The organism is Salinimicrobium sp. 3283s (assembly GCF_039602225.1).
GTDB lineage: Bacteria > Bacteroidota > Bacteroidia > Flavobacteriales > Flavobacteriaceae > Salinimicrobium > Salinimicrobium profundisediminis.
The window spans coordinates 1,028,538-1,055,469 of the sequence record NZ_CP143631.1 but is presented as its reverse complement, the minus strand read 5'-3'; the positions used below and the strand labels follow the sequence as shown (position 1 = coordinate 1,055,469).

Sequence of the window (26,932 nt, the reverse complement as noted above, 5' to 3'; positions counted from 1 at the left end):
TAAACACGAAAGTAATGTGAAACAAAGGAACAAGATCAAATTAAAAAATTGGAAGTCATGAAAAAAATAGCAGTAGTAGGTTATGGAGTCATCGGCAAAAGAGTTGCCGATGCCATTGACAAACAACATGATATGGAGTTAACCGGCATTTGTGATATCATAAGTGACTGGCGCATAGAAAATGCGGTAAGAAAAAACTACAATATTTACAGCGCGACACAAGAAGCAGAAAAGGAAATGAAAAACGCCGGATTCTCCGTTAAAGGCGGAATGACAGAGCTTTTAGATCAGGTGGACCTGGTTGTGGATTGCACCCCTAAAAAAGTTGCCGCAAAAAACGTAGAACGATACAAAAGTCAAGGTAAAAAATTTATTGTACAAGGAGGTGAAAAGCATGAAACTGCGGGCCATTCCTTCAGTGCCGAAAACAATTACCAAACCGCTCTAAACATAGATGCTACGCGGGTGGTTTCGTGCAACACCACCTCCATTTTAAGAACTCTTACGGCTCTAAAAAGGGCAAATCTGTTACAAAGTGCCCGCGGTACTCTTTTACGAAGAGCAACAGATCCCTGGGAAAGCCATATGGGGGGAATCATGAATACAATGGTTCCTGAAAAAGATATTCCCAGTCATCAGGGTCCCGATGCTCAAAGTGTAGATCCCGAACTGGATGTTATTACTGCTGCAGTAAAAGTACCTGAAACCCTGAGCCATATGCACTACTGGAATGTGCGACTGACAAAAAAGGCCTCAAAAGATGAAGTTTTAAATGCTTTTAAAACGTCGACAAGAATTAAGATGATTCGGTACGAGCAGGGTTTGGTTTCAAACAATACTATAAAAGAAATGTTCCTGGATATGGGAAGACCCTGGGGGGACATGTACGAAGTTGCACTTTGGGAGGATATGTTGAAAGTACAGGGAGACGAACTCTTCTATGCCTATGTGGTAGACAACCAGGCTATTGTAATCCCCGAAACTATTGATGCGATAAGAGCACTCACAGGTATCATAGAAGATGGGCACGTATCCATACTTAAAACCAACCGCACGTTAGGAATATGATTTATCAATAACAATAAATAAGAGGTTATGAAAGAAATAAAAGCATTCATACGGCCAAATAAAATTAAGGAGGTGATTTCTTCCTTGAGGAGAGAGGGCCATTGCTGTTTAACAGTCTTTGAGGGAGAAGGAACCGGCGATTACACAGATCCTGGAGAAGATTGGCCTTCCCTCAAACTACCATTCCTCCACAGCAAGATCTATAAACTGGAAATCGTCTGTGAGGACAGTAAAGTGGCGGCTATTTGTGACATCGTTCGTCAAAATGGCAAAACAGGAAAAAGTGGTGATGGTCTCATATATGTTTCTGATGTCCAGGATATATTTAAGATAAAAAATACCAAAAACGATAATGTGAAATAACTAATAATTTTAAATTATGAACAATATACTTGTACCTACCAATTTTTCTGAAAATTGTCAAAAAGCAGAGGAGCTGGGGCTCAAAATGGCTAAATTTTACAATTCGGAAATCCATTTCTTCCATTACGTAAAAACCCCGGTTGACTGGGTTCGACTGGACAAACAGAAGGAAGATCTATACCCCGAAACAAAATTAAAGATTGGCAGCGCGAAGGCAGATTTGAGAGAATTAGAAAAAAAAGCAGAGGGCCTTGGACTTAAATGCAGAACCTTTTTGGAATATAATGGTGAAATAAGCAACATCCTAAGCCACTGCGGTCATTTTGAACATGATTTTATAGTTACCGGTAGTAGTGGCACAAAAGGAGGAATTCGTGAATTACTGGGAAGCAATGTAGAAGAAATAGTGAGAAAAGCCGAGGTGCCTGTCATCGTAGTTAAAGATAAGGATGTTTCTTTTCCTTTTAAAGACATTTTGTTTGTCTCAGATTTTAAAGAAGATGTGACAGAAGAATTTCAACACGTAAAATCACTTGCTGAAAAATGTGATGCACGTATCCATTTATTAAAGGTGAATACTACAACAGATTATAATAGTATTGAAAAGAGTCTGCAACCTATAAAAGATTTCCTTGAAAATTTCCCAGGGCTCACAACTTACTCAATGAATGTCTATAACGAATCGGGTGTAGAGGAAGGAATAAATGATTTTTTGATCTACAAAAATGTGGATCTTATTGCCATGTGTACGCACGGGCGCACGGGATTTTTAAGTCTCTTCTCCAGTAGCACCGTTGAAAAGGTAACCAACCATTCTGAATTGCCCGTTATGACAATTAAAATGTGACTATGAAAAGATCAGTCCTGGTTAAAAAGTCTTCGGGTGAGTATGAGGATTTCCAAATTGAAAAACTCATCAATTCCCTTAGGCGGGCGGGAGCAAATGAGGTTATTGTTAAGGATATAGCTCATAAGGTGTATGAACAGCTTGAAGAAGGGATGACCACTAAAAGGATCTATGAGGCAGCGTTTAAAATGCTTAAGGCAAAATCGAGAGTAAGTGCCTTTAAATACAAGCTTAAAAAGGCATTGATGGAATTAGGCCCTTCTGGCTTCCCATTTGAAAAGTTGGTAGGCAAATTATTGGCACACGAAGGATTTGAAACAAAGGTTGGTGTGATTGTACAAGGCAATTGCGTTCAGCATGAAGTGGATGTGATAGCGCAAAAAGGTGAAAAACATTATATGATTGAATGTAAATACCATAGTGATCAAGGCAGGTTTTGCAATGTAAAAATTCCTTTGTACATCCATTCCCGTTTTTTAGATGTGGAAAAACAGTGGAGACGTAAAAAGGGTCACCAGAACAAAATCCACAAAGGAGGTTTATATACCAATACACGTTTTACATCTGATGCCATAAACTATGGCAATTGTGTTGGCCTGCTAATGACCAGTTGGGATTATCCAAAGGAGAGTGGACTCAAAGATAGAATTGACCAGGCGGGATTGCACCCCTTAACAGCCTTAACAAGTTTAACGAAAGCTGAGAAAACAAAATTATTGGATGAAGGCATTGTTCTCTGTAAAGAACTCCACGAAAGTCCGAACTTGTTGGATAAAGTAGGGATTCCCAACTCCCGACACAAAAGAATTCTGGAAGATTCACTTGAACTATGCAAAATCTAATCCTAGAACAACCGATGAAAACTAATCAAATAAACATTCACTTTTTGGGGGCAGCAGGTACAGTAACCGGCTCAAAATATTTAGTGGATACAGGAGATAAAAAGATACTCATAGACTGCGGACTTTTTCAAGGGCTAAAGGAATTACGCCTTAAAAACTGGGAGTACCCACCTGTTAATGTTGCAAATATTGATGCTGTTTTGCTCACCCACGGCCATATGGACCATACAGGTTATCTGCCGAGGTTGGTGAAACAAGGCTTCAATGGTTCCATCTATGGTACGAATCCTACTTTGGACATTGCAAAAATCATATTGAACGATAGTGCAAAAATTCAGGAACAGGAAGCAGAACGTGCCAATAAAGAAGGCTATTCCAAACACAGTCTCGCAGAACCGCTTTACGATTTAAAGGATGTAGAAAAAACCATTCCGCATTTTAAGGGCATTCCACAAGCACAATGGATTCCGTTATTTGATGGTATCAGGGCTCGGTTCCAGTACAGCGGGCATATTCTGGGTGCAACTTATATTGAGTTGGATATTTATGGAAAACGCTTTGTCTTCTCTGGAGACATTGGTAGAACCAATGATTTATTGCTCTATCCACCCCTTAAACCAAAAAAAGCGGATATACTTTTCGTTGAATCCACTTACGGAGGAAGGTTTCATCCTGATGAAGTAGAAGCGCTTCCAAAAATCGAAAAATTAATCAACGATACCATCAATAGAGGTGGCAGCTTATTTATTCCCAGTTTTTCGGTAGAGCGTGCCCAACTAATGATGCTTATCTTTTGGAAATTACTCAAGGAGAACAAAATCCCTAAAGTTCAAATGATTATGGATAGCCCAATGGGTGCCAACGTATTGGAACTGTTTCATAGAACTCGGGATTGGCACAGATTGGAAGACAACGAATGTGACGAAATGTGTTCACATTTTACACTTGTTAGCAGTTATCGCGAAACAATGGAATTAAGAACTGATAACAGACCAAAAATTGTAATTGCAGGGAGTGGAATGCTCACAGGCGGAAGAATGCTCAACTATCTTGAAACACAGGCACAAAATCCAAATAACACCTTGCTTTTTGTAGGCTATCAAGCTGAAGGCACACGTGGTAGAAAGCTGTTGGAAGGTGAGAAAGAACTAAAAGTCTATGGAATATGGGTGCCTTTCAATATGCAGGTCGCTGAAATTGAAGGTCTCTCGGCACACGCAGACCACGCAGAACTTATAGAATGGATGGGCGACATTAAAAATAAGCCCGAACGTATATTCATTGTCCACGGTGAAAAAGAAAGTGCAGAAGCATTACAAAAAGGTATCAAGGAAACCTATGGATGGAATACAGAAATTCCGCAATTATACACCATCGAAGAAATAGAATAAATCCCAGCAATCAATAAAATAATGGACCCACACTCAAACATACTAAAATATAAACATCTCGGGATTTACACCCAAAACGAATATGTAGTGTATATGCGTGAGGATTGCCACGTCTGTAGTTCTGAAGGGTTTGTAGCACTAACAAGGGTCAGGATATCAAATGCAACCACCTCAATCGTCGCAAGCTTGAACGTTTTGAGTTCCGGCCTTCTTTTACCAAATGAAATAGGCCTTTCGGATGCTGCAGCAAAAAAACTGAATGTTTCCCAAAATGAAATGCTGTATGTTTCCCATTTGGAGCCTATTGAATCGTTAAGCCACGTAAGAGCTAAAATCTATAATCAAAAACTGGATTTTAAAGCCTATAACAACATCATCAACGATATCGTAGAAGGCAATTATTCTAACATTCACCTATCGGCATTTATTACAGCCTGTGCGGGCGACCGAATGGATATTGATGAGATATGCGACCTTACTAAAGCAATGATAGCTTCAGGAAGACAGTTGGACTGGAGTAAAGATATTGTGGTCGATAAACATTGTATTGGTGGTTTACCAGGCAATAGAACAACCCCATTGGTAGTAGCTATTGTTGCCGCTTATGGACTTACAATGCCTAAAACTTCGTCACGTGCCATCACTTCACCAGCTGGTACAGCAGATACGATGGAAGTATTGACCAATGTAACGCTCTCTTCCGAAGAAATAAAAGCTGTAGTCGAAAAAGAAGGAGGATGTTTTGTCTGGGGAGGTACAGCGCAATTAAGTCCTGCCGACGATGTGCTCATTAAAGTTGAAAAAGCTTTGGATATCGATAGTGAAGGTCAGCTCATCGCTTCTGTACTTTCTAAAAAAGCGGCGGCAGGTTCTACTCACGTTGTCATTGATATTCCAATTGGTGAAACCGCCAAGGTTCGCAGTACTGAAATGGCTCTAAAATTAAAAAATCATATGGAAACCGTTGGCACTGCTGTTGGGTTGAAGGCAAAAGCTGTGGTTACTGATGGAACGCAGCCTGTTGGAAGGGGTATCGGTCCCACTTTAGAAGCTATTGATATATTAAAAGTTTTGAAAAATGAAGCTGATGCACCTAAAGACCTAACAGAAAGAGCATTGCTTTTAGCCGCTGAACTATTTGAGCTTTCTGGAAAAGAAGAAAAAGGAAAGGGACTGGAAACAGCACGTCAAATTCTCAAATCTGGAAAAGCTTATGAAAAATTTGTGGCCATTTGCAAAGCACAAGGACGCTTTTCAAAACCTGTTTTAGCACCTCATAAGATGGAAATTACAGCCGAAAGATCCGGAATTTTAAAAAGAATTGATAACCGAAAAATAGCGAAGCTCGCAAAGCTTTCAGGAGCACCTCAATCTATTTCGGCAGGAATTCTATTAAATATCCATTTGGGAGAACAAATAGAAAAGAATCAATTGCTATATACTTTATATGCTGAATCCAAAGGCGAACTTAACTATGCATTGGAATATAAAAATAACCATAACGACATCATAACCATAATTTAAACGTGCTATGAAAACAATATTATTTAGCCTTCCCGGAAATGAAAAACTTACAGAGCTTTTAGCAAAAAAAATGGATGCTGAAATAGGGAAAGCCAACGTGCGTAAATTCCCTGACGGGGAGTCATACACGCGTATATTATCTGATGTTAAAGATAAATGTGTGGTACTAGTATGCACCTTGCACGAACCGGACGAGAAACTGCTGCCTCTATATTTTTTAAGCCACACAGCCAAATCCTTGGGAGCAATGTGCACCTGCTTGGTAGCACCCTATTTGGCGTATATGCGTCAGGACAAAGTATTTAATGAAGGTGAAGGAGTGAATTCCGGTTTTTTTGGAAAATTGATTTCAGGTTTTGCCGATAGCATTATCACAGTTGACCCTCATTTGCATAGAATTAGTTCTTTGGGAGAAGTGTATCAAATTCCAAATAAAGTAATTCACGCTGCTGATGCCATTTCAGAATGGATCAAGAAATACATCAAAAACCCGGTACTTATCGGGCCCGATTTGGAAAGTGAACAATGGGTTTCCGAAGTCGCTAAAAATGCTGGCGCACCTTTTACGGTATTACAGAAAGTACGTCACGGCGACCGTGACGTGGAAGTCTCTGTTCCTGATATGGATAAGTACAAGAATGCCACACCCATTTTGGTAGATGATATTATTTCCACCGCGCGAACAATGATTGAAACCGTACAACATCTGAAAAAAGCAGGAATGAAACCCCCTATCTGCGTAGGCATTCACGCCGTTTTTTCAGGAAATGCCTATCAAGATTTATTGGATTCCGGAGTAGAAAAGATAGTTACCTGCAATACCATTCCGCATCCATCCAATGGCATAGATTTAAGCAATATTATTGCAAAAGAGGTAAAGAAATTAATGCACCATATATGAGAAAACAAGGATTTATAGTACTATTTATCTTATTCAGCATCACAATGACTGGACAAACGGAAATGCTTATAGGGCAGATTTCAGGCAGAGTGGTCATTCGTGAGAATTTTGATGAAAAAGGTGCTTTTCTCAATAAACAAATATTTGAAGCGGGTGAAACAATAAAGAAAAATGGATATTATGAAATTGAGGTAGTTACAGAATTGTTGGATAAAGACAAAAAATTGACCGATAAATACACCACGACCTATCTCTGTAAGCCTGATGAAGCCAGTATTATAATAATGGCTTTGCCGTTTTCCAACCCAAAATCAAGGCAGACCAAGGTTAATACCACCTCTGAAAAATTTAAAAGGCTTTACGATTTGGACAACCTTGAAAATATAGAATTGGAAATGACTTTTGATTCGGGACTGCTCGATTTTTTTGGTTCCAAAAGTATTATAAAGATATATGACCGAAAGTTCAATGACAACAAAAAAACTATTAATTCAAAGATCAATATTAAGACCTATGCGTGGGGGATTCGCATTAAGCAACTAAATTATACTGTTAACGAGAAATTAAATGGACAAGGTCTATTGAACTTTCAAGAATTTATCGAAGAAGACAACAGTTATTTTACAATGACTTATAAATAAAAGAAAATGAATAATTATGACACCCTTTCAGAAGCTGTGAATGGCCTCCAGGCCAGAGGTTACAAATATGATTTTAATTTAAAGCCTCACTGTCTTGAGTGCCCCTCTTTAAAGCTGGAGATACACCCACAGGATTTTTTGGTCAATGAAGTATATAGATTTGAAGGAATGAGCAGTACAGATGACAACAGTATATTATTTGCTATCTCTTCCCGTTATGGGGTCAGGGGGATTTTGGTAGATGCATACGGTATCTATTCAGAAAATATTTCGGAAACAATGCGAACCAAACTAAGAAAAATTAACCAGTAAATTCAGGAATTATGGAACATCACGACGAACACAAGGAGGAGTCAAAGAATTCAGCGAAGCGGGAAGCAAGAAAAGAAGAAGCTAACTTAAAGGATGACCTTGCTGAAAAAACAAAACATGGGCACAATAAGGCGATGGACCGGGACATGATGGATCATGACAGGGGGAAACATGACGATGATGAACCCGCTCATGGCCATGCAGGTCATGATCACCATAAAATGATGATTGAAGATTTTAAGAAGCGTTTTTGGGTAACTCTTGTTTTAACTATCCCAATCCTCTTTCTGTCGCCAATGATCCAGGATTTCTTTGGGTACAAATATCTTCTACCAGGAAATAAGTACATCCTTTTTGCCCTCTCGACTGTTGTTTACTTCTATGGAGGCTGGCCATTTTTGAAAGGCTTTTGGTCTGAAGTGAAAAAAGCTGCCCCAGGGATGATGACCCTCATTTCTATGGCAATTACAGTGGCTTATCTCTACAGTTCTGCCACGGTCTTTGGTCTCGAGGGTGTTGACTTTTTCTGGGAACTCGCTACGCTTATTGCTATTATGCTGGTAGGGCATTGGATTGAAATGAAATCTGTTTTGGGTGCTTCCAAAGCTTTACAGCTTTTGGTGAGTATGATGCCTGCGGAAGCGCATCGGGTAAACGGAGATCAGATTGAAGATGTAAAGCTGGATACGCTAAAAAAAGGAGATATAATTCTTGTTAAACCTGGTGAAAAAGTGCCTGCAGATGCTATAATCGTGGAGGGTGAAAGCTACCTGAATGAGTCGATGCTTACCGGGGAATCAAAACCGGTAAAGAAAAGTACAGATCAAAAAATAATTGGTGGATCTATTAACGGCAATGGATCCTTAAAGGCTAAAGTCGAACATACCGGGAAGGATAGCTATCTCAATAAGGTGATCACTATGGTGGAGGAAGCGCAAAAATCCAAATCCAAAATGCAAAACCTTTCCGACAGGGCCGCAAAATGGTTGACCTACATAGCATTGGGTATTGGTTTTGGCACTCTTGCGGTTTGGTTGATCTTAGGCTTTCCTTTTGTGTACGCACTTGAGAGAATGGTGACGGTTATGGTCATTGCCTGCCCCCATGCGCTAGGACTGGCAATTCCACTTGTAGTCGCAATTTCTACAGCAGTATCTGCCCAAAATGGATTGTTAATTCGTAACCGAACGGCTTTTGAAGAATCCCGAAAAATTACCGCCTTACTTTTTGATAAAACCGGAACCCTTACTAAAGGGGACTTCGGCGTCACCCGTATCGAATCTGTGAATGATAAATTCTCCAAGGAAGAGATTCTAAGGCTTTCCAGCGCGTTAGAACAGAGTTCTGAACACCCTATTGCTGTTGGGATCATCAAAAAAGTAAAAGATGATAAAGTCCCTATTCCAAAACCAGAAAACTTTAATGCCATTACCGGCAAAGGAGTCGAGGCCACTGTAGAGGGAAAAGAGGTGAAAGTAGTAAGTCCTGGATACTTGCGGGATGAAAATATCAACATCCCCGAAGATGCCTATAGCGATGCAGCCGAAACTGTGGTTTTTGTATTGATCAACGGTGAATTAGCCGGGTATATCGCGCTTGCCGATGAGATTAGACCCGAGTCTGCAGACGCCATCAGGATATTTAAAGAGAACAATATTAAAGTTTTTATGGCAACAGGGGATAATGAGAGGACCGCTAAAGCAGTTAGTGACAAACTCGGTCTGGATGGATATTATGCAGAAGTCTTACCCCATCAAAAAGTGGAAATAGTTAAAGAATTGGAAAGTAAGGGAGAATTTGTGGCCATGACCGGTGACGGGGTTAATGATGCGCCGGCTTTGGCTCAGGCGAACGTTGGTATTGCAGTAGGTTCGGGAACAGATGTGGCTGCAGAAACTGCCGATATCATCCTGGTCAACAGTAATCCTCAGGATATTGCCAATCTAATCCTTTTTGGAAAAGCTACTTATGATAAGATGATTCAGAACCTGGTATGGGCAACGGGTTATAACGTTGTAGCCATTCCATTAGCTGCCGGAGTACTTTATTCCACAGGTTTTGTGTTAGGACCTGCCGTTGGGGCCGTGTTTATGAGTTTGAGTACAGTTATTGTTGCAATTAATGCGCAGTTACTGAAGAAAAAGATTGGAAAATAGGAGAAAAAGTTCTTGGAAAATTTCATTTAATTTTCATGAAAAATTGTGCAATGGAGACTTGCAAAGGCTAAAATATTTCTTTCTCACTGATTAGAATTATAAAGGGAAATCAAGGGTCCAATTTTTACTTTGAAAAATAATATGTTTAGTTTTTAATGATATGTTTTGAAATAATTAAACCCGATTAAAATTAGGATATGACGAGACACAGAATAATGATACAGAAGTGGAAATATGATGAGGTTGGTCAGGATATAAAAAGAAGTACCTCAAGAGATCCTAATGAGATTTCTGCACCACTTGAACATTTGGAAGAGCTTAAGAACAGCGACTACAAAATTGATGATCATTTTTCCAGGATTTATGGAAGGCAGATAGTTGATGCTACTGGAACAAGAGTGGGAAAGCTGAAGGATTTTTTGTTCGACAAAACCCAGAAAAGAATAAGATACCTCGTTGTGGGATTAGAGATAAATGTAAAAGAGGATAAGGATGTTTTAATTCCCATAGGAAGAGCAGAACTAAATCAAGAGAAACAAAAAATTGTTGTTCAGGAACAAGTAAGTGCTGAGAAACTAAAAACATTGCCCACCTATAAAAACTTAAAAAGTCTCGCTATTGAAGATGAAAAGAAGACTCTGCTAATTTTTTCCGCAAAACAAAAGGAGGAAATCAGTTATACGCAAGGGAATTTTTACAACCAGGAGGATTTCAATGAAAGGACTTTTTTCGGTTCTGATGAAGAATGAGGAAATGCAGGTCTACTTATAGTCAAAGGAATTCAGCTTATTAAATGAAAGCCCGGAATTTCCTTTTTTTGAAGTTATATTGAAGGTTGATTGATTTTTTTTAAAGAATTATATGTCTGAATATAAAAAGAACAGCCTTTCCCTTACCGGTGCGGTGGCAATGGGAACAGGTGTAATGATTGGTGCAGGGATTTTTGCGCTCCTTGGGCAGGTGGCCGAACTCTCCGGGGAATACTTTGCATATGCTTTTATCCTGGGAGGAATTATTTCCGGTTTTAGTGCCTACTCTTATATTAAAATGTCCAATGCTTATCCTTCAGCAGGAGGGATAGCTATGTACCTGCAAAAAGCGTATGGCAAAGGAACTATTACAGCTGCCGCATCTTTGCTCATGGCCTTTTCTATGATTATTAATGAAAGCCTGGTCGCCAGGACATTTGGGAGTTACACCTTGCAGCTATTTGATGCTGGGGAAAGAAGCTTCTGGGTTCCAGCCTTAGGGGTAGGATTGCTTATAACAGCCTTTGTTGTAAATATTCTTGGAAATAAAGCAATTGGAAAAATCTCCCTTTATATGGCAGCTTTAAAAATTGGAGGTTTAATTATTTTTGCAGCTGGAGCCCTTTGGGCTTCCGGGGTGGATCTGGATGCGGCTGTTCCTTCTGAAGAACGCAAAAACAGCATTGTTGATTATGTTGCTGCACTTGCCTTATCTATTTTGGCATATAAAGGTTTTACTACTATAACCAATAGCGGGAGTGAAATTGAAAAGCCTCACAAAAATGTTAGTAGGGCCATAGTAATTTCTTTATCAACTTGTGTGGTAATCTATTTTTTAGTAGCTCTGGCTGTAGGATCGAATCTTTCTATTACTCAAATAATAGAAGCAAAAGATTACTCGCTTGCGGAAGCTGCTCGGCCCCTGTTCGGGGATTTTGGATTAATCTTTACCGTTGGAATTGCTATTATAGCAACGGTTTCCGGGGTGATCGCCAGTATTTTTGCAGTTTCCCGGATGACAGGAATGCTCACAGATATGCATTTAATCCCCCATAGCCATCTTGGAATGTCTGGAACTATCCAAAGGCATATGCTGATATATATAGTAGTAATTGCAATTATCTTGACCATATTCTTTGACCTAAGCCGAATTGCTTCTTTGGGTGCTATTTTCTACCTGGTCATGGATATAATCGTTCATGTGGGGGTTTTGAGATATCTGAGAAAGGAAGTAAAAGCAAAATCAGCTATTTTGATTACAGCAATTATTCTTGATGTTGTTGTTCTTCTTGCCTTCTTGATTGTAAAATCTCAAACTGACATATTTATAATTTATGTCGCGGTTCCTTCTATTATTCTAATTTTTATTGCTGAATTTTTCTTTCTGAAAAACAGGTTTGACGAAGGGGAAGCTGATATGCATTCCCATGAGTAAATACAAATTCTACTTTTACAGAATAGTAGCGTAAATTATTTTAACTAAAAACGTAATTAAATGACCCATAAATATAAAATATCAGGAATGACCTGCAACGGCTGCCGAAGTACGGTGGAGAAAGCTTTGCAGGGAGTTGAAGGAGTATCTAATGTTGAAGTAAACCTTCAGAATGAACAGGCAGTTATTGAGATGAAGCAGCATGTGCCCGTGGCAAAGCTACAGCAGGCACTGGAAGAAACGAAAGGAAGCTATTCTATTGCTCTACCACTTGAGGATGAAGGTAGTTCTCAAACAATATGACGCATACCTATGCTGTTCACGGGATGACCTGCAACGGCTGCCGTAGCCGTGTCGAAAAAACCTTAAATGAAGTAGAAGGAGTCACAAAGGCTTCGGTAGACCTAGAAAAGGAAGAGGCGATGATAGAGATGGATAAACATATTCCACTTAAAACCTTTCAGAAAAAGCTGGAGGAAGATGGAGGAACTTATTCTATCACTGTGCCGGGAGAGAAACCCAAAAAACCGTCTAAAGAAAATACATAAAAAGCGACGGGAGGATCTGGAACCTTTTATTATCCAATGTACTGCGAGGAGGAAAAAACCTACAACAAACCCGGGGATTGCACGGTGTGTAGGGTGAATCTTGTGGAAGTACCGTTTTCGCAAAAGATGCCTCAGTGATTTACCTCCCTCATGCATCCTAAAACAGTAGAGGATGAAATGGGTTCCTGCCCAATTTGCGGGATGGATCTTGTGCCTATGGAAGGAGGTGTGGATGGAGATGATAAGACTTAAGAAACTGCTGAAGAAGTTCTTGACTGCTACTGTCTTCACCGTTCCTAATTTAATAGCAGCGATGTCTGAGGAAATGTTTTCAGATAATCCACTGTTAGAGCTAATGGATTGAAAGTACCGGAAATGGGTTCATTTAGGGCTATCTGTTCCTGTTGTTTTTTATGCCACCTGGATGTTTTTTGAACGAGCTTATTGAAAACAAGACCCTGGGTATTCCAGTTGCAGCAGGATTGCCGTAGTCATTTTTAGTAATACTTCTTTCACCTATAATTGCTGCCTTGGCTATTGCAGCCCTGTTGCGGTAATAGCAAATGCTTGGCGTCTTAGAGCTGCAAAGGTTTAGCATATAATGAAAATCTATGGTTCCTTGACAAAGACATTACAATCTAAATTACCATTATCCTGGGATAGTGAATGTATTTTCTAAAATAATAGAACAGGGCGAAATCCATAATAACTAATTTGTTCAAAATTGATACAAATTACGTTATGGATTTCAAAAGAGAGAGAGATGCGAATAAGCGGCTATGGTGTCTGATTTTCGCTTCAATAGTAATTGTAGAGTTGGGATGGTGGATAGCAGAAGAAGTTTTCTGTGAGCCTGTAATAGAGGTTGATTCTAAAGGAGAGAAAGAAATTTCACCTAATGATTCTTTTTTTTGTAGGATTTCAGGATGAATTTCAGGGTCTATTTATATTGGCTTCTCAAAAATTATAACATAGATAAAAACAAATAAATAATAAAATGTCAGAAACATTGCTAATCCTTGGATTCATTATACTATTAATAGCTATACATGATTTCTTTTACACTACTCTTTCCGCCAGTGGGGCGGGTTCTATTTCTGAAAATGTGGCAATTTTATCAGATAGGATACTACAGTTCTGTGTGGGGATTTTTGGGAGAAAGCTTTATAACTATCACGGGCTATTCATAAATCTCATGATCCTCGCAGTATGGCTTTCTATGATTTGGTTTGGACTTTTCCTGGTTTATTCTTTCAACCCCGAGGATATTACTAACAGTAGCGGCAGAGTAGCAAATTTCTGGGAACGGCTCTATTTTACTGGATATATACTTTCTACTCTGGGGATGGGAAATTTTAAACCTATATCGCCTTTTTTTGAACTGGTTACGAGCTGCTTTTCCTTCTTTGGATTCATTTTTTTCACCAGCTCGATGACTTATTTTCTTTCAGTTTCATCTGCTGTGGTAAAGAAAAGAACCCTGGCGAAAAGCATCCATAATTTGGGTAATAGCCCCCAGGCCATAGCAAATAAGTTACTTAGACTAGATTCCCCCTATAGTTACCTACAGATCCTTGACCTTCAGGAGAAGGTAGACGAACATTCCGTAAGTCATCAGGCTTATCCTGTTGTTCATTACTACAGTCGGTCCCAAGTGAAAGACTCGTTCAGTATTAATATCACAAGATTAGATGAGGCTTTATCAATTCTTCTTAAATCTAACAAGGGAGAAAATTTTCGGGAGGAATTGAAAATTTTGCGTTCTTCTCTGTCAGATTTTCTTCGAAATCTAGATAAAAATTTCTCCCGCAGCTTGCCTAAAGCTGAAGTTTCCCCAGGCAATGAAGATTTACCGCGCAGTTTGACTCAAAGAAACTCACAAGAGTTGGTTGAGCGTAGGCGTATTTTGGGGAGCTTGCTTAGAAGCGAGGGCCTTAGCTGGCACCAGGTCGTGGAACAGGATCAAGAAAGCTAAAAAATATGTCATAATTAACAATTATATCCTCTATTCTGAATAAAAAACTTAAAAATAAAATGTCTCTCCTAGCGGAATCGATTTTTACTATAGATAGCCATGGATAAAATTACATTCAAATATTCTTCTTTTTTTTAAAATAAAATGATAGAAATACTATTGAAGAACTAATACTTTACTCTCTTTAAAGTTATTAAGAGGATAAGTTTAAATCATAGTTAAATAGAGCGGTTAAATGTCGATTTAGTATTTATAGACTTAACAGTCATATGTCAGTCTTTAACAGCCTGTTAACCACTGCTGTATATGGTTTTGTGTACCTTGCTAACAGATTGATAACAAGGAATTCCACTAAAAATAGACCATTATGAAAATCAAATCCTTTTTCTCTTTAATCTGCTTATTAACTATATCCTTCGCAACTTTTTCGCAGGAATCGGTAGGACTGGAGGTTGTAGCAGATAATCTAGTTTCCCCTGTGGCATTTGTTGAATCTCCTGATGAATCTGGAAGGTATTTCATCGTTGACCAGGTAGGGGTGATCCGAATTCATACTCCCCAAAAAGGACTTTTGGAAGAACCATTCTTAAATCTGAAAAATAAGATAGTTGAACTAAAAGATGCCCATGAAGAACGAGGTTTGTTAGGACTTGCTTTTCACCCCAATTATAGTGAAAACGGCAGGTTCTTCGTCTATTATAGTGCACCCCTGAGTGGGGATGGTCCCGAGAACTGGGATCATACCAGCCACATTTCAGAATTCAGGGTCTCTCCGGATAACCCCGATATGGCTGACAAAGCTTCAGAAAAGATCATTCTGAAGGTCGATCAGCCACAGGATAATCACAATGCTGGGACTTTGGCCTTTGGGCCAGACAATTACCTCTACATTGCCCTTGGCGATGGTGGTGGGGCAAATGATATCGACATGGGACATGTACCTGATTGGTATGGGGAAAATGCCGGTGGTAATGGGCAGGATGTAGAGCAAAACCTGCTGGGCAGTATCCTGAGAATTGACGTAAATGGAGATGCTCCTTATAATATTCCTGATGACAATCCTTTTGTAGATAAGGAGGGAATGGACGAGATCTACGCCTACGGGCTCAGAAATCCGTACAGGTTCTCGTTTGACATGAAAGGAACCAATGATCTCATTGCGGGAGATGCAGGACAGGTACTTTGGGAAGAAGTAAGTGTGATCACAAAAGGTGGCAATTATGGATGGAACGTGATGGAAGGAACACACTGCTTCAATGCCTATAATAACGATAAAGAGAAGGAGAAATGTCCCGAAAAAGATAAGATGGGCAACCCTTTAATAAGTCCTGTGATTGAATTTAAACAAGGCGGGACCGACCATGGAGGCAAAGGCCTGGTCGTCATAGGAGGTTATGTTTACAGGGGTGAAGACCTTAGAAATATGGACGGAAAGTACATTTTTGGCACCTGGACGCAGCATCATGGAAAACCTGCGGGAGCCGTGTTCGTTTCAACTCCAAAAGAGACCGGCATGTGGGATTTTCAAGAGCTGAAAATTGCTCAGACCAACTCTACTTCAATCGGCCATTATTTATTGTCTTTCGGTCAGAACAAGGAAGGAGAAATGTTTATTCTTACAACCGATGAAGAAGGCCCTATAGGTACTACCGGCAAGGTTTTTAAAATGGTTGCTCCTTAAATAAAGTTAGCTTTATGTGATGAGCTAGTTCATTCTGAAAGTACCGCGGATCTAATCTCGTCAAAGACAGCCACAGGTTTTAAGGTTGCTTCTTTTCCCTTAGAAGAAGAAATGAAGATCGGCCAATCCCCGGTTGATTCAGGACGGCGGCCGTGGGAACCTTTTACCAGCTCAGGCTTTAACGGAACTACATCCATGAGTGTCCGGAAGCCCAGCTTTTTCCGTAGTAATTTCAGACCTATTTTCAGCTTGGGGAATTTTATGTCAGGATCGATAAAAAGCTCGGCAGGGTCATATCCCGGCTTCCGGTGAATGTCGACTGTTCGGGCGTAGTCAGGAGCTTTTTTGTCATCCAGCCAGTAATAGTAACAAAACCAGGAATCCTTGTCGGCAATAGCAATAATATCTCCGGCACGTTCATGATCCAGGTGATACTCCTTTTTCTCTTCTCCTGTAATTAACTTTTCAATTCCGGGTAGCTCCCCTAGCAGTTTTCCTATTAGAGAAATCCTGCTTTTGTCCCTGACGTAAATGTGGGCGAGCTGGTGATCACAAACAGCAAAAGCTTCACTGGCGCCAGCATCAAAAACATCATAACCCAGTTCCTCCCTGACAGCGATACAGTTTTTTTCCCTTAGCAGTTTGTTGATATAAACAGGACGTTCTACTTCAGTTATTCCATATTCAGAAAGTAAAATTACTTCAGCACCTTTAGATTCATAGTAGTTGATAAGGTCCTGACAAATTTCGTCCACCTGTTTCAGGTCTTTGTCAATATTGGGATGATGTGAATCCAGGCGCTGAAAATTATAATCCAGGTGTGGAATATAAATGAGAGTCAAAGTGGGATCATTTTGTGCATCGACCATCTTCGAGGCCCGAGCAATCCATGTTGAAGCCTCAATTGAAGTGGCAGGGCCCCAGAATTTGAACAGAGGAAATTGTCCTAATTCCCTCTGCAGATCATCTCTTAAATGGGAGGGGAAGGTATAGATATCAGGAATTTTCCTGCCGTCTGCCGGATACATTGGGCGAGGGGTGATCGAATAGTCCACAGAGGAATACATATTGTACCACCAGAAAAAATTTGCACAGGTGAAATCCGGATTACTTTTCTTCAGCGTTTCCCAGATCTTTTCGCTTTGTACAAGCTGGTTGGGTTGCCTCCAGAATTTCACTTCACTTTCCTCTTTAAAAAACCAGCCATTGCCTACAATCCCTGTCTTTTCAGGATATTTCCCTGTAAGGTAAGTAGCCTGGGCGCTACACGTAACAGCGGGAAGTACCGGATCTATAGCTCTTACCTGTTTTTTTCCTGCCCACCCTTTTAAGAAAGGTGTTTTGTCTCCCACTAAATTCTTTGAAAGTCCAACTACATTAATAACGACTGTTTTTTTCATTTTTTAAAGGTTACTTAGCACCCACCGATATTCATGGGCAATAGATTCGGTTAAAGAGCTTTGATTCTTTTCGGGCAATACATCCCAGGTGTAGGTCTCTATCTCAAGATGAGAAGTGATCTCCTTCAGGTTTGGTAGGGAAAAAACCTTTTCTATTTGTTGCCGGGTAGAGCAGATCTCATCATATTCCGCAGCAAAAATGGGAACGTGGAAATGAATTCGCCATTCGGTGGAATGGGTCACGGGCAAACTTTCTAAGGCAGCCGGAAGATCTTTATAGCGTTCAAAAGAACCGTCGGGTAGTAAACCCACTACCTGATGTAAATAAACAGAATCTGCAAAAGCTGTCAAACGGTCCTGAATTCTTTTCCGCTCAGGTTGCTCCAGGGGAATAGCGATCTTCAAGGCTGAACTTATTTGGATTTTTCCAATCTTTATTCCTGCTTTCTCAAAATTTGCCATGACTTCAGATGGTTCCTCATAAAGAAGGGCAGAATGGCAAACATCATAGCAGATCCTAAGATGATCCAAAATGATGGCATGTGCTTTTTCCGCCGGGACCCTGAGCTTTTTTTGTAGAAGTACCCCAACATCCTGTACTAAATATTCAAAGAATGCTACCGCCTCGGCTGAACTTTCTACCATTCCATCCGGTTCGGGTTCTATATCCAGATGAATCTCTGTACCTGTACTTTCCTTCAGCTGAAAAAGCAGCTCCACAACAGCAGCGAAATTTTCAGTGATCTTCTGTTCAGTCTCCTTATCATTTTTAATATTTTTCTGAGTAAACCTATAAGATACGGGAGATGTTGAAATGCTGCCTGAACTAATTTCCGCCGGTATAAGCTTGCCCAAAATTTCAATAAGGTCCCCGGTGTATTTTAGTCTTTCCTTAGTGCTCCAGTCGGGGTCATGTACCTTTTCTTTAACATGCGTGGCGTGAAAAGTGCCGTAAGGGAAGCCATTCATGGTGAATACGTACAGGTCGTTTTGTTCAAGCCATTTTTGAAATTTGTCCAGCCCGTTATTTTCCAGGAGACCGGCTGCAGCTTTTGCCGACAATCTCAAGCCGATGCCAAAGGGTGTCTCAGGTGCCAATTTTTCCTTTAAAGGCAGGATATACTTCTTAAGCTGAGTGAAAGTGGTTGCCCAGTCTTCCCCGGGATGCACATTGGTACAGTAGGTAAGATGATAGTTTTTGTATTTCAAGATGCACCAATTTTTTGATCTTCCTTCTCAAGAAAAAGGATGGATTCCTTCATTTTATCCTGATCTATTTGATGTACCTCTTTCCCCTTGCCAATTTCTTCAAGTAGCATAATAGTGAGGTCCCCGCCTAAATGTTCCCGAAATTCCTGAAGGCCTTCGAGCACCTCAAATTCTTTTTCTTCCAATCGAAGTAATTCCGGCGTATATAATCTGAAACCCAGATTCCAAAGTAGTTGAAGCACCTTGTCACAAGTAGATTTTTTTATCAAGCCGGTCTTCCATGAATAGACGCAATCCAGAGAGATTCCTATAGCAACAGCTTCGCCGTGTCTTAAGGAGTAATTGGTGAACTGTTCCAGTTTATGAGCTGCCCAGTGGCCAAAATCAAGAGGCCGGGAGGAGCCTGTTTCAAATGCATCTCCCGAAGAGATATGTTCTAAATGAAGCTCTGCACATCTGTAAATGAGGTACTGCATACTTTCATTATCCCGGTTGACCAGTCTTTCGGTGTCATTCTTAATCCAGTCAAAAAAATTCCTGTCTTTAATAAGGGCCACTTTCACGGCTTCAGAAATGCCGCCTCGCCAGTCTCTTTCTTCTAAAGTTCGTAAAAACTGCTGATCATTGATGACAGCGAAGGGAGGGGTGAAGGTTCCCAGGAAATTCTTTTTGTTGTACCAGTTTATTCCATTTTTGACGCCCACGCCCGAATCATTCTGGGATAAAACAGTGGTGGGAACTCTTATCAGTCTTACTCCGCGATGCGCAATGCCTGCTGCAAATCCTGCGGCATCGAGCACGGCGCCTCCTCCAATAGCTACTACGAACGAATGCCTGGAAATGCCATATTTATTAATTTGATCCAGAACAGAAGTAACGTGATCTAAATAGTTCTTGCTCTCTTCGCCACCCGGTAGAATGATGGGATCGGGAAAATCCTCGAGTTGTAAAATATCTTCGCAGTAAGTCCTGATTTTTTCCTGAAGGCCCGGTGTTTTTTCAAGTAAACCACTGTCAACCACAAATAAAAGCTTTAATTTTTTTTCTGTCTTTCGACTGAATACCTGCTTAAAAGTGGGATTTGCAGGGGCAAAAAGATCTTCGGTAAAATACACGTCATACGCTACAGGTAGAGTGAAGCTTTGCCGGATGTTTGTTTTTTGAGCACTTATTTTGGAATTCATAACAAGGTTTTAAGTGACCGGGAACAATTTTCCGGTCAGGAAAGAAAAGGGTAAAAGAGTCAACACCACAAGCCCAAAAACAAGACCTGCTGAGGAAGCCGCAATGGCTGCGTTCATAACAATCAGGGAGATGATCCCCACTTTTACAGCCAGGCGTATTTTCTTAGCTGAAGGTTCTTTAATAGCCCGAACAAGGGGAGGCAGGATAAGAGCTGCAAACAGGATTACAAACAGAACAGTGGAAAAGAAGTCGCTGGCTTCTGATTCATATCCCAAATATGCAATAGCTGTAATGACCAAAAGATAAAAAAAAGCTGCCACATATAAGGGTTTCCGGGTAGAACCTGTTACCTCACCTTTGCTAATGGAGGTTATGGCTGCAATGTAAATTACCGGAATGAATAGCAGGTACCAGTTTTCCCCAGTGATAGCAGGAAGTATTGACATTCCCAGGAGGAGATTTAAACCCCTGCAAAGCCCCATATTTATGGGGCCTATCCAGTCAATATGTTTCCCTTTGGCGTCATAAGCGGTGGCTAAAACTGCAATAGCCACTGCCAAAAACCCTGAAACTACATTAACCACAAAAGAAGCTGCTATTCCAATCAGAAAAAGCACCACTCCCAGGCTCAAAGCCTCCTTTTTGGTCACCTGTCCACTTGGAATAGGCCGTTCCGGTCGTTCCTGTTGATCTATTTCGGCATCAAAATAATCGTTCAGGACTACCCCGCCACCATACAAGCCTGCTGTCGCCAACAATAACAGGTAGAGATCTGCACTATAAAATACGACTAAACCCCCGGCAACAATTGATGATCCCGCAAGTATATCTGCAAAGGCGGTTATGATATTTGCAGGCCTCATTAGCTTCAGGTATGGCAACATTTATTCTACTTTATTAGGATGTCCTCTTCGTTTGATTGAGAAGTCGGAATTTGTTCCCCACGTAGAACCGAATTCCCCGAGAATTTGGCATTGAGATCAATTTCTTTTTCCGTTTCCCAGTCCTCTTCTTTCATTTGTCCGCTGCGTCCAAATGCAACCAGTGCATTGCCGTAGGTTACCTTTTCAATATCCTTTTGATCAATACCTCTTCTTTGCATTAGGGCAGCTGTTTTTGGGACTGCGAGAGGATCACTAATCCCCCAGTCGGCGGCACTGTTTATGAATATATTCTTTGAACCGTATTGCTTCACAACCTCCACCATACGTTCATTTCCCATTTTGGTGTTGGGATATATAGTAAACCCTGCCCAAAAACCTCTGTCCAGAACTTCTTTGACTGTCTCTTCGTTGTTGTGGTCTATTACTACCCATTCCGGGTCAAGTCCATGCTCCAGGCATATATCCATGCTTAAAGAAGTACCTTTTTTCTTGTCCCTGTGCGGTGTATGGATCTGCACCGGTAGTTCCAGCTCTTTTGCCAGGTCCAGCTGTTTTCTGAAGTATTTTTCTTCTGCTTTTGTTTGTTCGTCAAATCCTATTTCCCCTATTCCCACAACACCTTCCTTGAGAGCAAACCGGGGCAGCAGATCCATCACTTGTTCTGCCAGTTCTTCATTATTGGCTTCCTTTGAATTAAGGCCGATGGTGCAATAGTGTTTGATCCCGAACTGACTCGCCCTGAACCTTTCCCAGCCTATAAGGCTACTGTAATAGTCTTTAAATGTGCCAACATTTGTTCGTAACTGGCCAAGCCAAAAAGAAGGTTCAATTATAGCTACAATTCCTGCCTCGCGCATACGGCTGTAGTCATCTGTAGTTCGGGATGTCATGTGAATGTGTGGATCTATAAATTTCATATGTCAATATTTAGGTGTGTATTTGAGTTTCCCATTTTTCAAGTAATTCTTCCCACTTTCGGGAATCCGGAGTTGAAGAATTTTTATGTTGCTCATAAGCAAGAACAACAGCTTCTTCATTTATGGGATCCATTTGTTTTGCCCTTGTTTTAAATTCCCGAAAGCGATTTTCAGTTAAGGCAGGAGTAATTAATCGCCAGACGAGTGGATTAAACTCCCTGCCGGCAGACCATCTTTCTGAGACCAAATCCAGCAGTAACTCAGCAAGTACCGGATTGGCACGTTCGGGGATGCCGACAATTTTCCAAAAAGGCCTCTCCATAAAAGCGGCTTTAAGTACCAGCCGATTATAAGCTTCTTCTGAAAAATGTTCATAAGGATAAGGATTTTCCAATGTAATGGTGTCAAAGACAGAGGTAGCATTAGAACGGGTACCGCTGTAAGCTATTTGGAGAAATCTTTCAGGATTAGGAAACAATGGTAGAGCTGAATAAATAGTGATTTGTTCATTTAGATCTGCAGTTTCCAACAATTTTTCAACTGTACCTGAAAATTCTTCCGGCTTCTCTGACGCAAAAGAAAGCAGAAGCAGAATTCTTGCCGCCTGCTCTGAATCAAGATTCTCCGGATGCCAATTCTTTTTCAGCGTTTGCGCCTTAAAGGTTTCTTCAGGCCCAATATTCAGATCTTTTCGGGTAATTTTTCGAGGAACCTTAGAAAAAGCTAATACCAGATCCCTCTCATTTCCTTGAGATCTGAACTTTTTTTCTTCCTCCTCAAGCCATTTTACTTCTTCTGAAGAACAAACCTCAGCGATCCAATCTAGCAGTAGTTTTTGTGGCTGTTTCATTGTGATTAAATTTTTGGTTGCAGTTCGATGTGCCAATGCCTTTTTAATATAAGAAATCTAATCTTCATCCTCTGTTGTATTTATCTTAATTTCAGCTATAGGAAGAGGTAGAGCCTTTTCTCTGTTTTCGAAAGATCAGGTTTAATAAAAGGGCAAAACTGAGAATAAGAAGCCCGAAAAATTCCCGGGTGGCTTCAATCCATGGTTTTTCATCTGACATTGATCCGGTGATATTTTCTGCAGAATGCAAGCTGAACCAGGTGTAGACGCCGTTATGAATAAAAAACAAATACACAGCGTAAGAAACGAAAACGGCCAGGCCTGCATAATGTAAAATCCTACTATCCTTCCGGAAAATCGCCAGGGTACAGATCAGTGCACCGTAGCCATATATTGACATCCATAAAAGTGGATCCGGGTCGTTGTGTTGTATAGCGGCAGAAACAAGAAAAATTACTGCAAAAAATCCATTGGCTATTTTCACGAAAAGTTGGTTTTGAACATTAGTCAGCTTCGCCCCACAAGGTGCTGGAGGTTCTCATTTAAAGTTATAAACGTGATTTAAGAAGATTAGCCGATTTAGCAAGAATTTAGTTATTCATATAGATCTATGGTCTCTTTCTCGACCGTACCTTCAAAATCTGGAACCGGACGTTCCTTTTTTTCTTCCTCTGTTTCTACTATGCCGTTTTCTCTTATGTCATTTATTAGCCATTGCATTTCCATGATCTCCCTACGCTGCGCCTTAATGATTTTATCTGCAAGCTCTCTTACCCTAACATCTTCTATTTGAGAACGTTCGCTGGTTAAAATTGCGATTGAATGGTGAGGTATCATGCCTTCCATGTAATCTGTATCTGAAACAGTTACCTGGCTTCGTACCAGCCATATCGAACCACCTATTAGTAAAACTCCGAAAGCAAGAGTGAGCATATTAGCTTTTTTGTTTTTGTACATGTTGAGCATATACAATAACATAATAATGATCATTGCCCCTCCCATGATCATTGTCATAAACAATCTGGTTTCACTATACCAAAAATGATCTATAATTTGGTAAGAATGTACATACATCAGAAAGAACATGGCAATCATTGAAGTTGCTATCATTAAAAAAAACTTTATGTAAGGCTTTTTGTTGTTTTGATTATTTTCCATTTTTAGATTATTTGGTTAGAAGTTATTTCTGATTTAAGCTTAATTTGATTGAGTATTAAACGCTTTTACAAATTAAATAGCTTGAAAATTTAATTACATAAAAATTGTGTTAAATGTAATTTTTGTCTTTGGGAGTGATTTTCAGGATGATTTCTTTACGGTAAACTTTAAAGAGCTGTAGCCCTTGAATTAATAGTTTTCCAAGAGTGAAATAGGCCTGACCTCCCGGCTCAATAAGCTTTTTCAAAATAGGGCAAACTTCATTTTATATGAGTACGCCGCGTTCTTTTTTGCTTTTCTTTTTAGGACAAGTATAATAAGCTGAATAATCAAGCGGACCCGTGTCTGTAAGCCAATAGAGTGCTTTTGTGTTAATGCGGAAGAGATAGAAATAAAACAGGTCTTTGAGATGGTAATTAATTTACTACATTTCGCTTTTCAGGAACATCATCCAGCTGGCCGCCGCCTTTGGAAGGCATTATACGATAACAACTTTGGAATCCCATCAGAATAGCAAAAAGAATTATAATTCTATATTTTACCTTCATCTTTTTAATTTTAACTATTGGGGAGCAGTTTCCCATACAATTGTTGTAGTGGGTCCTGGTAAATCATTTATGTACTGTAGGCCGGTTTTGTTCCTGTGACAATCATAATCTAAATAATCTGTTCCAGGTCTACAGCCCCTGAGTCATAAAATTGTATTGCAGCTTAGGTAGCTTCTGCCCACCACCACCAGATTAGTAGAAGGACTATAATTGTCCCTATGATCCAATACCACATATTCTTTCTTTTTTTTTCTCTTTCTGTTTCCATGTTTTCTGGTTTTTAGTTATTGATAATAAGGTTCTTCCTTTTGAAGGCTGCCTAGGTCTATAGAGTTTATCTTTACTTTTGTATTCTAATTTTTTTTGCGTTTTTCCGCAGAGTAGAACGTATACCTAGACGACTACCAAACAATCCTCCAATCCCACTTCCTACAACAAAGTTCCTACAACCAAGCCAAAAAAAGCTCCCGGACCTCGGTTTTCCTGCCGACATTTGTCCCAAACCTACCACAGACCATACACCGACCGCCAACATTCATGCAATGAATTTATGTAAAACACCACCATCAACGCGGCCTAATCAGGTCACTTTAGGCACCTGCATATTCATACTTAAACGAGTAAAAGCCATAAAGCCAAAACCGCTCCTAGAAAGAGTAAAACTGTAGCTGTAATTTCCATTCCCGGTATTTTTTTATTGTTTGCTTATTTTCCAGATTACACCTGTAAAAGGGTGGGCGTTCATACCCGTATCATCAAATTCGACTACTCCAAAATCTACGATATATAAATTTCCCTGGGAGTCCCACTCTAATTGAATAGGGCGCTCCAAACCAGCCCCTTGGCCCGCCGAGGCTGGAAGTCCGGATTTGTTATAAATGAAATCTTTGGCTTCTCCGGTAGATAGATTTACCTGTTGAACCTTAAAGCCGGGCCAATTATATTGTACACCTTCGGGAGCTTTACGTAGTAGTCATTGGTGGCCAGCGAGAACCGGACTACCAAATTTCCATTTTCGAAGCTGTGGGATTTAGGATTTTCTCCCACGTTTCCCATTAACTGTACTTTGTTTCTAAGCGTTTTCATAATGATAAGATTTAAAAGGTTTATAGTTGATTTTTAAAGATTTACTTATTGCATCCTGAACGTTTTCCTTTTTTTTTGATGCTTTAATTCCGCTTCCGTTTTGTGGATGATGTATGATTTCATTTTTTTCAGTTATTAGATTTACTTCCCGCAGAGCCTTCACTGTTACCTTTTTTTTGATGCAATACAGTTTTAAAATTTAGAATTAGGGAGGACTTATAAATAGGGAATGAAAAGACCGGCTTTATGCAGTGCGGACTAACTTCTAAATTTTGGTATTTCGCATCACAAAAAAAGGTAGTGGGAGTGAAGGCCGGGCAGGAGTTCTAATGGAAAAGGAAGAATATAAACAGAAGCAGGAAGCGGAATTAAAATAAAACATGGAAATCCACTTTGGAGGACTTAAGTGGAAAAGCATAGCCCTGAGTAAAAGGGGGAGTCACTTGTATTCTGGATGAACAGAGCAGGTCATTTATAAATGATCTGCAGTTGCTTTTGCACTTGTGTCCGGGACTTTTATAGAGAAGCGCTTTTCCCGGAATGAAGCTTTTGCGAAATGTAGCGGGAATGTGCTGAACGGTATTTAAAAATATGGTCTAAGTATTCTAATCCTACAAACCATTTTCAAATTCTCATTTTAATGCAATTTATAATTTAACTTTATGAAAACCGAGATCTGTAAGAGACGTTGAAGAAACTTTTAGAGATGCAAATTTCACACGAGTTGTTAAACGCCAAAAAAAAGTATTCAAATGAGCGAGAAGAATAAAGTAATTTTAGAACAAGCAAACGCCGCGATCACGAAAGGTGACAATGATAGTTTTCTTTCTTATTGCACTGAGGACACTAAATGGGTGTTTATAGGCGATAAGACGCTACAGGGTAAGGAAGCCGTTCGAAAGTACCTGGCATCGGCTTATGTGGAGCCGCCGAAATTTATGGTCGAAAATTTAATTGCCGAAGGCGAGTTTCTTACTGCAGTCGGCAAAATCATGATGAAGAACGAACAGGGACAAATGGTAAACTATTCCTACTGTGATGTATGGCGATTTCGTGACGGCAAGATGGCTGAACTCAAAGCTTTTGTCATTGAATCTAATTAAAGTGAGGATCACAAGTCGAGGTAAATAATTTACATCTCATAATGCGACTTATTGTTAGTTGAAGCGCTTAGTTGTATCATCGATTAGAAGTTTCAGCAGTAAAGAAAATTATTAATTACTCAGTTTAATTTAAATACTTAAATCCTCGATACAAATACT

28 protein-coding genes are annotated in these 26,932 nt (G+C 40.0%); 18 read left to right on the top strand and 10 right to left on the bottom strand.

Annotation, left to right across the window (positions count from 1 at the left end):
• The first annotated feature begins 57 nt into the window (after nucleotides 1–57).
• The 17 genes from VS868_RS04605 to VS868_RS04525 all read left to right on the top strand — a co-directional run bounded on the left by VS868_RS04605 (nucleotide 58) and on the right by VS868_RS04525 (nucleotide 16,433).
• The gene (locus tag VS868_RS04605) at nucleotides 58–1,068 is read left to right on the top strand and encodes a type II glyceraldehyde-3-phosphate dehydrogenase (protein WP_189602874.1); all 1,011 of its coding nucleotides are present in this window, start codon (nucleotides 58–60) and stop codon (nucleotides 1,066–1,068) included.
• A gap of 27 nt (nucleotides 1,069–1,095) precedes the next feature.
• The gene (locus tag VS868_RS04600; RefSeq protein WP_189602875.1) at nucleotides 1,096–1,431 is read left to right on the top strand and encodes a P-II family nitrogen regulator; all 336 of its coding nucleotides are present in this window, start codon (nucleotides 1,096–1,098) and stop codon (nucleotides 1,429–1,431) included.
• A 16-nt stretch (nucleotides 1,432–1,447) separates the two neighbouring features.
• Nucleotides 1,448–2,278, top strand: a complete 831-nt coding sequence (locus VS868_RS04595; protein WP_189602876.1) for a universal stress protein — start codon at nucleotides 1,448–1,450, stop codon at nucleotides 2,276–2,278.
• Nucleotides 2,279–2,280: 2 nt separating this feature from the next.
• Nucleotides 2,281–3,120 carry an ATP cone domain-containing protein gene (locus VS868_RS04590; RefSeq protein WP_189602877.1) on the top strand — a complete coding sequence of 280 codons (840 nt, stop codon included), beginning with the start codon at nucleotides 2,281–2,283 and terminating at the stop codon, nucleotides 3,118–3,120.
• A gap of 14 nt (nucleotides 3,121–3,134) precedes the next feature.
• Nucleotides 3,135–4,511 carry an MBL fold metallo-hydrolase gene (locus VS868_RS04585; protein WP_189602878.1) on the top strand — a complete coding sequence of 459 codons (1,377 nt, stop codon included), beginning with the start codon at nucleotides 3,135–3,137 and terminating at the stop codon, nucleotides 4,509–4,511.
• Between the two features lie 21 nt (nucleotides 4,512–4,532).
• The gene (locus VS868_RS04580) at nucleotides 4,533–6,035 is read left to right on the top strand and encodes a thymidine phosphorylase family protein (protein WP_345599344.1); all 1,503 of its coding nucleotides are present in this window, start codon (nucleotides 4,533–4,535) and stop codon (nucleotides 6,033–6,035) included.
• A 7-nt stretch (nucleotides 6,036–6,042) separates the two neighbouring features.
• Nucleotides 6,043–6,936, top strand: a complete 894-nt coding sequence (locus tag VS868_RS04575; protein ID WP_189602880.1) for a ribose-phosphate pyrophosphokinase — start codon at nucleotides 6,043–6,045, stop codon at nucleotides 6,934–6,936.
• Nucleotides 6,933–7,577 carry a hypothetical protein gene (locus VS868_RS04570; RefSeq protein ID WP_189602881.1) on the top strand — a complete coding sequence of 215 codons (645 nt, stop codon included), beginning with the start codon at nucleotides 6,933–6,935 and terminating at the stop codon, nucleotides 7,575–7,577. Before VS868_RS04575 ends, VS868_RS04570 begins: the two co-directional genes overlap by 4 nt.
• Before the next feature lie 6 nt (nucleotides 7,578–7,583).
• Nucleotides 7,584–7,889, top strand: coding sequence for a phosphoribosylpyrophosphate synthetase (locus VS868_RS04565; protein ID WP_345599343.1), 306 nt, complete (start codon nucleotides 7,584–7,586; stop codon nucleotides 7,887–7,889).
• A 146-nt stretch (nucleotides 7,890–8,035) separates the two neighbouring features.
• Complete coding sequence (locus VS868_RS04560) at nucleotides 8,036–10,045, top strand: copper-translocating P-type ATPase (RefSeq protein ID WP_229793646.1); 2,010 nt, start codon at nucleotides 8,036–8,038, stop codon at nucleotides 10,043–10,045.
• A 197-nt stretch (nucleotides 10,046–10,242) separates the two neighbouring features.
• Nucleotides 10,243–10,794 carry a PRC-barrel domain-containing protein gene (locus VS868_RS04555; RefSeq protein ID WP_189602884.1) on the top strand — a complete coding sequence of 184 codons (552 nt, stop codon included), beginning with the start codon at nucleotides 10,243–10,245 and terminating at the stop codon, nucleotides 10,792–10,794.
• Between the two features lie 112 nt (nucleotides 10,795–10,906).
• The gene (locus VS868_RS04550) at nucleotides 10,907–12,229 is read left to right on the top strand and encodes an APC family permease (protein ID WP_189602885.1); all 1,323 of its coding nucleotides are present in this window, start codon (nucleotides 10,907–10,909) and stop codon (nucleotides 12,227–12,229) included.
• Between the two features lie 60 nt (nucleotides 12,230–12,289).
• The gene (locus tag VS868_RS04545; RefSeq protein ID WP_189602886.1) at nucleotides 12,290–12,532 is read left to right on the top strand and encodes a heavy metal-associated domain-containing protein; all 243 of its coding nucleotides are present in this window, start codon (nucleotides 12,290–12,292) and stop codon (nucleotides 12,530–12,532) included.
• The gene (locus VS868_RS04540; protein ID WP_189602887.1) at nucleotides 12,529–12,777 is read left to right on the top strand and encodes a heavy metal-associated domain-containing protein; all 249 of its coding nucleotides are present in this window, start codon (nucleotides 12,529–12,531) and stop codon (nucleotides 12,775–12,777) included. Before VS868_RS04545 ends, VS868_RS04540 begins: the two co-directional genes overlap by 4 nt.
• A 150-nt stretch (nucleotides 12,778–12,927) precedes the next feature.
• Complete coding sequence (locus tag VS868_RS04535; RefSeq protein WP_265164187.1) at nucleotides 12,928–13,029, top strand: heavy metal-binding domain-containing protein; 102 nt, start codon at nucleotides 12,928–12,930, stop codon at nucleotides 13,027–13,029.
• Nucleotides 13,030–13,774: 745 nt separating this feature from the next.
• Nucleotides 13,775–14,752, top strand: a complete 978-nt coding sequence (locus VS868_RS04530) for an ion channel (RefSeq protein ID WP_345599342.1) — start codon at nucleotides 13,775–13,777, stop codon at nucleotides 14,750–14,752.
• 367 nt (nucleotides 14,753–15,119) lie between these two features.
• Nucleotides 15,120–16,433, top strand: a complete 1,314-nt coding sequence (locus tag VS868_RS04525) for a PQQ-dependent sugar dehydrogenase (protein WP_265164186.1) — start codon at nucleotides 15,120–15,122, stop codon at nucleotides 16,431–16,433.
• Between the two features lie 29 nt (nucleotides 16,434–16,462).
• Here VS868_RS04525 and VS868_RS04520 read toward each other — a convergent pair whose 3' ends face one another.
• From VS868_RS04520 to VS868_RS04475, 10 genes are all read right to left on the bottom strand, one after another.
• Entirely contained in the window at nucleotides 16,463–17,833 is a 1,371-nt protein-coding gene (locus VS868_RS04520; protein ID WP_345599341.1) for a nucleotide pyrophosphatase/phosphodiesterase family protein, read from the bottom strand.
• A 3-nt stretch (nucleotides 17,834–17,836) separates the two neighbouring features.
• Nucleotides 17,837–19,042: a metabolite traffic protein EboE gene (eboE, locus tag VS868_RS04515; protein WP_311499737.1), complete on the bottom strand. Its 1,206-nt coding sequence runs from the start codon at nucleotides 19,040–19,042 to the stop codon at nucleotides 17,837–17,839.
• Complete coding sequence (locus VS868_RS04510) at nucleotides 19,039–20,226, bottom strand: 3-dehydroquinate synthase (protein WP_311499736.1); 1,188 nt, start codon at nucleotides 20,224–20,226, stop codon at nucleotides 19,039–19,041. The genes eboE and VS868_RS04510 overlap by 4 nt, the downstream gene beginning before the upstream one ends.
• 9 nt (nucleotides 20,227–20,235) lie before the next feature.
• The gene (gene eboC, locus VS868_RS04505) at nucleotides 20,236–21,111 is read right to left on the bottom strand and encodes a UbiA-like protein EboC (RefSeq protein WP_311499735.1); all 876 of its coding nucleotides are present in this window, start codon (nucleotides 21,109–21,111) and stop codon (nucleotides 20,236–20,238) included.
• 5 nt (nucleotides 21,112–21,116) lie between these two features.
• Nucleotides 21,117–22,028 carry a TatD family hydrolase gene (locus tag VS868_RS04500; RefSeq protein WP_265164181.1) on the bottom strand — a complete coding sequence of 304 codons (912 nt, stop codon included), beginning with the start codon at nucleotides 22,026–22,028 and terminating at the stop codon, nucleotides 21,117–21,119.
• A gap of 10 nt (nucleotides 22,029–22,038) precedes the next feature.
• A complete protein-coding gene (locus VS868_RS04495) occupies nucleotides 22,039–22,878 on the bottom strand; it encodes an EboA domain-containing protein (RefSeq protein ID WP_265164180.1) in 840 nt (279 codons plus the stop codon).
• A gap of 91 nt (nucleotides 22,879–22,969) precedes the next feature.
• The gene (locus tag VS868_RS04490) at nucleotides 22,970–23,362 is read right to left on the bottom strand and encodes a transmembrane 220 family protein (protein WP_265164179.1); all 393 of its coding nucleotides are present in this window, start codon (nucleotides 23,360–23,362) and stop codon (nucleotides 22,970–22,972) included.
• 110 nt (nucleotides 23,363–23,472) lie between these two features.
• Entirely contained in the window at nucleotides 23,473–23,988 is a 516-nt protein-coding gene (locus VS868_RS04485; protein ID WP_345599340.1) for a DUF305 domain-containing protein, read from the bottom strand.
• A 464-nt stretch (nucleotides 23,989–24,452) separates the two neighbouring features.
• Nucleotides 24,453–24,584 (bottom strand): hypothetical protein, encoded by a 132-nt coding sequence (locus VS868_RS04480; RefSeq protein ID WP_311499732.1) that lies wholly within the window; start codon nucleotides 24,582–24,584, stop codon nucleotides 24,453–24,455.
• A 909-nt stretch (nucleotides 24,585–25,493) separates the two neighbouring features.
• Nucleotides 25,494–25,670 (bottom strand): single-stranded DNA-binding protein, encoded by a 177-nt coding sequence (locus VS868_RS04475; RefSeq protein WP_345599339.1) that lies wholly within the window; start codon nucleotides 25,668–25,670, stop codon nucleotides 25,494–25,496.
• A gap of 752 nt (nucleotides 25,671–26,422) precedes the next feature.
• Here VS868_RS04475 and VS868_RS04470 point away from each other — a divergent pair.
• Complete coding sequence (locus VS868_RS04470; RefSeq protein WP_345599338.1) at nucleotides 26,423–26,773, top strand: nuclear transport factor 2 family protein; 351 nt, start codon at nucleotides 26,423–26,425, stop codon at nucleotides 26,771–26,773.
• Nucleotides 26,774–26,932: the final 159 nt, after the last annotated feature.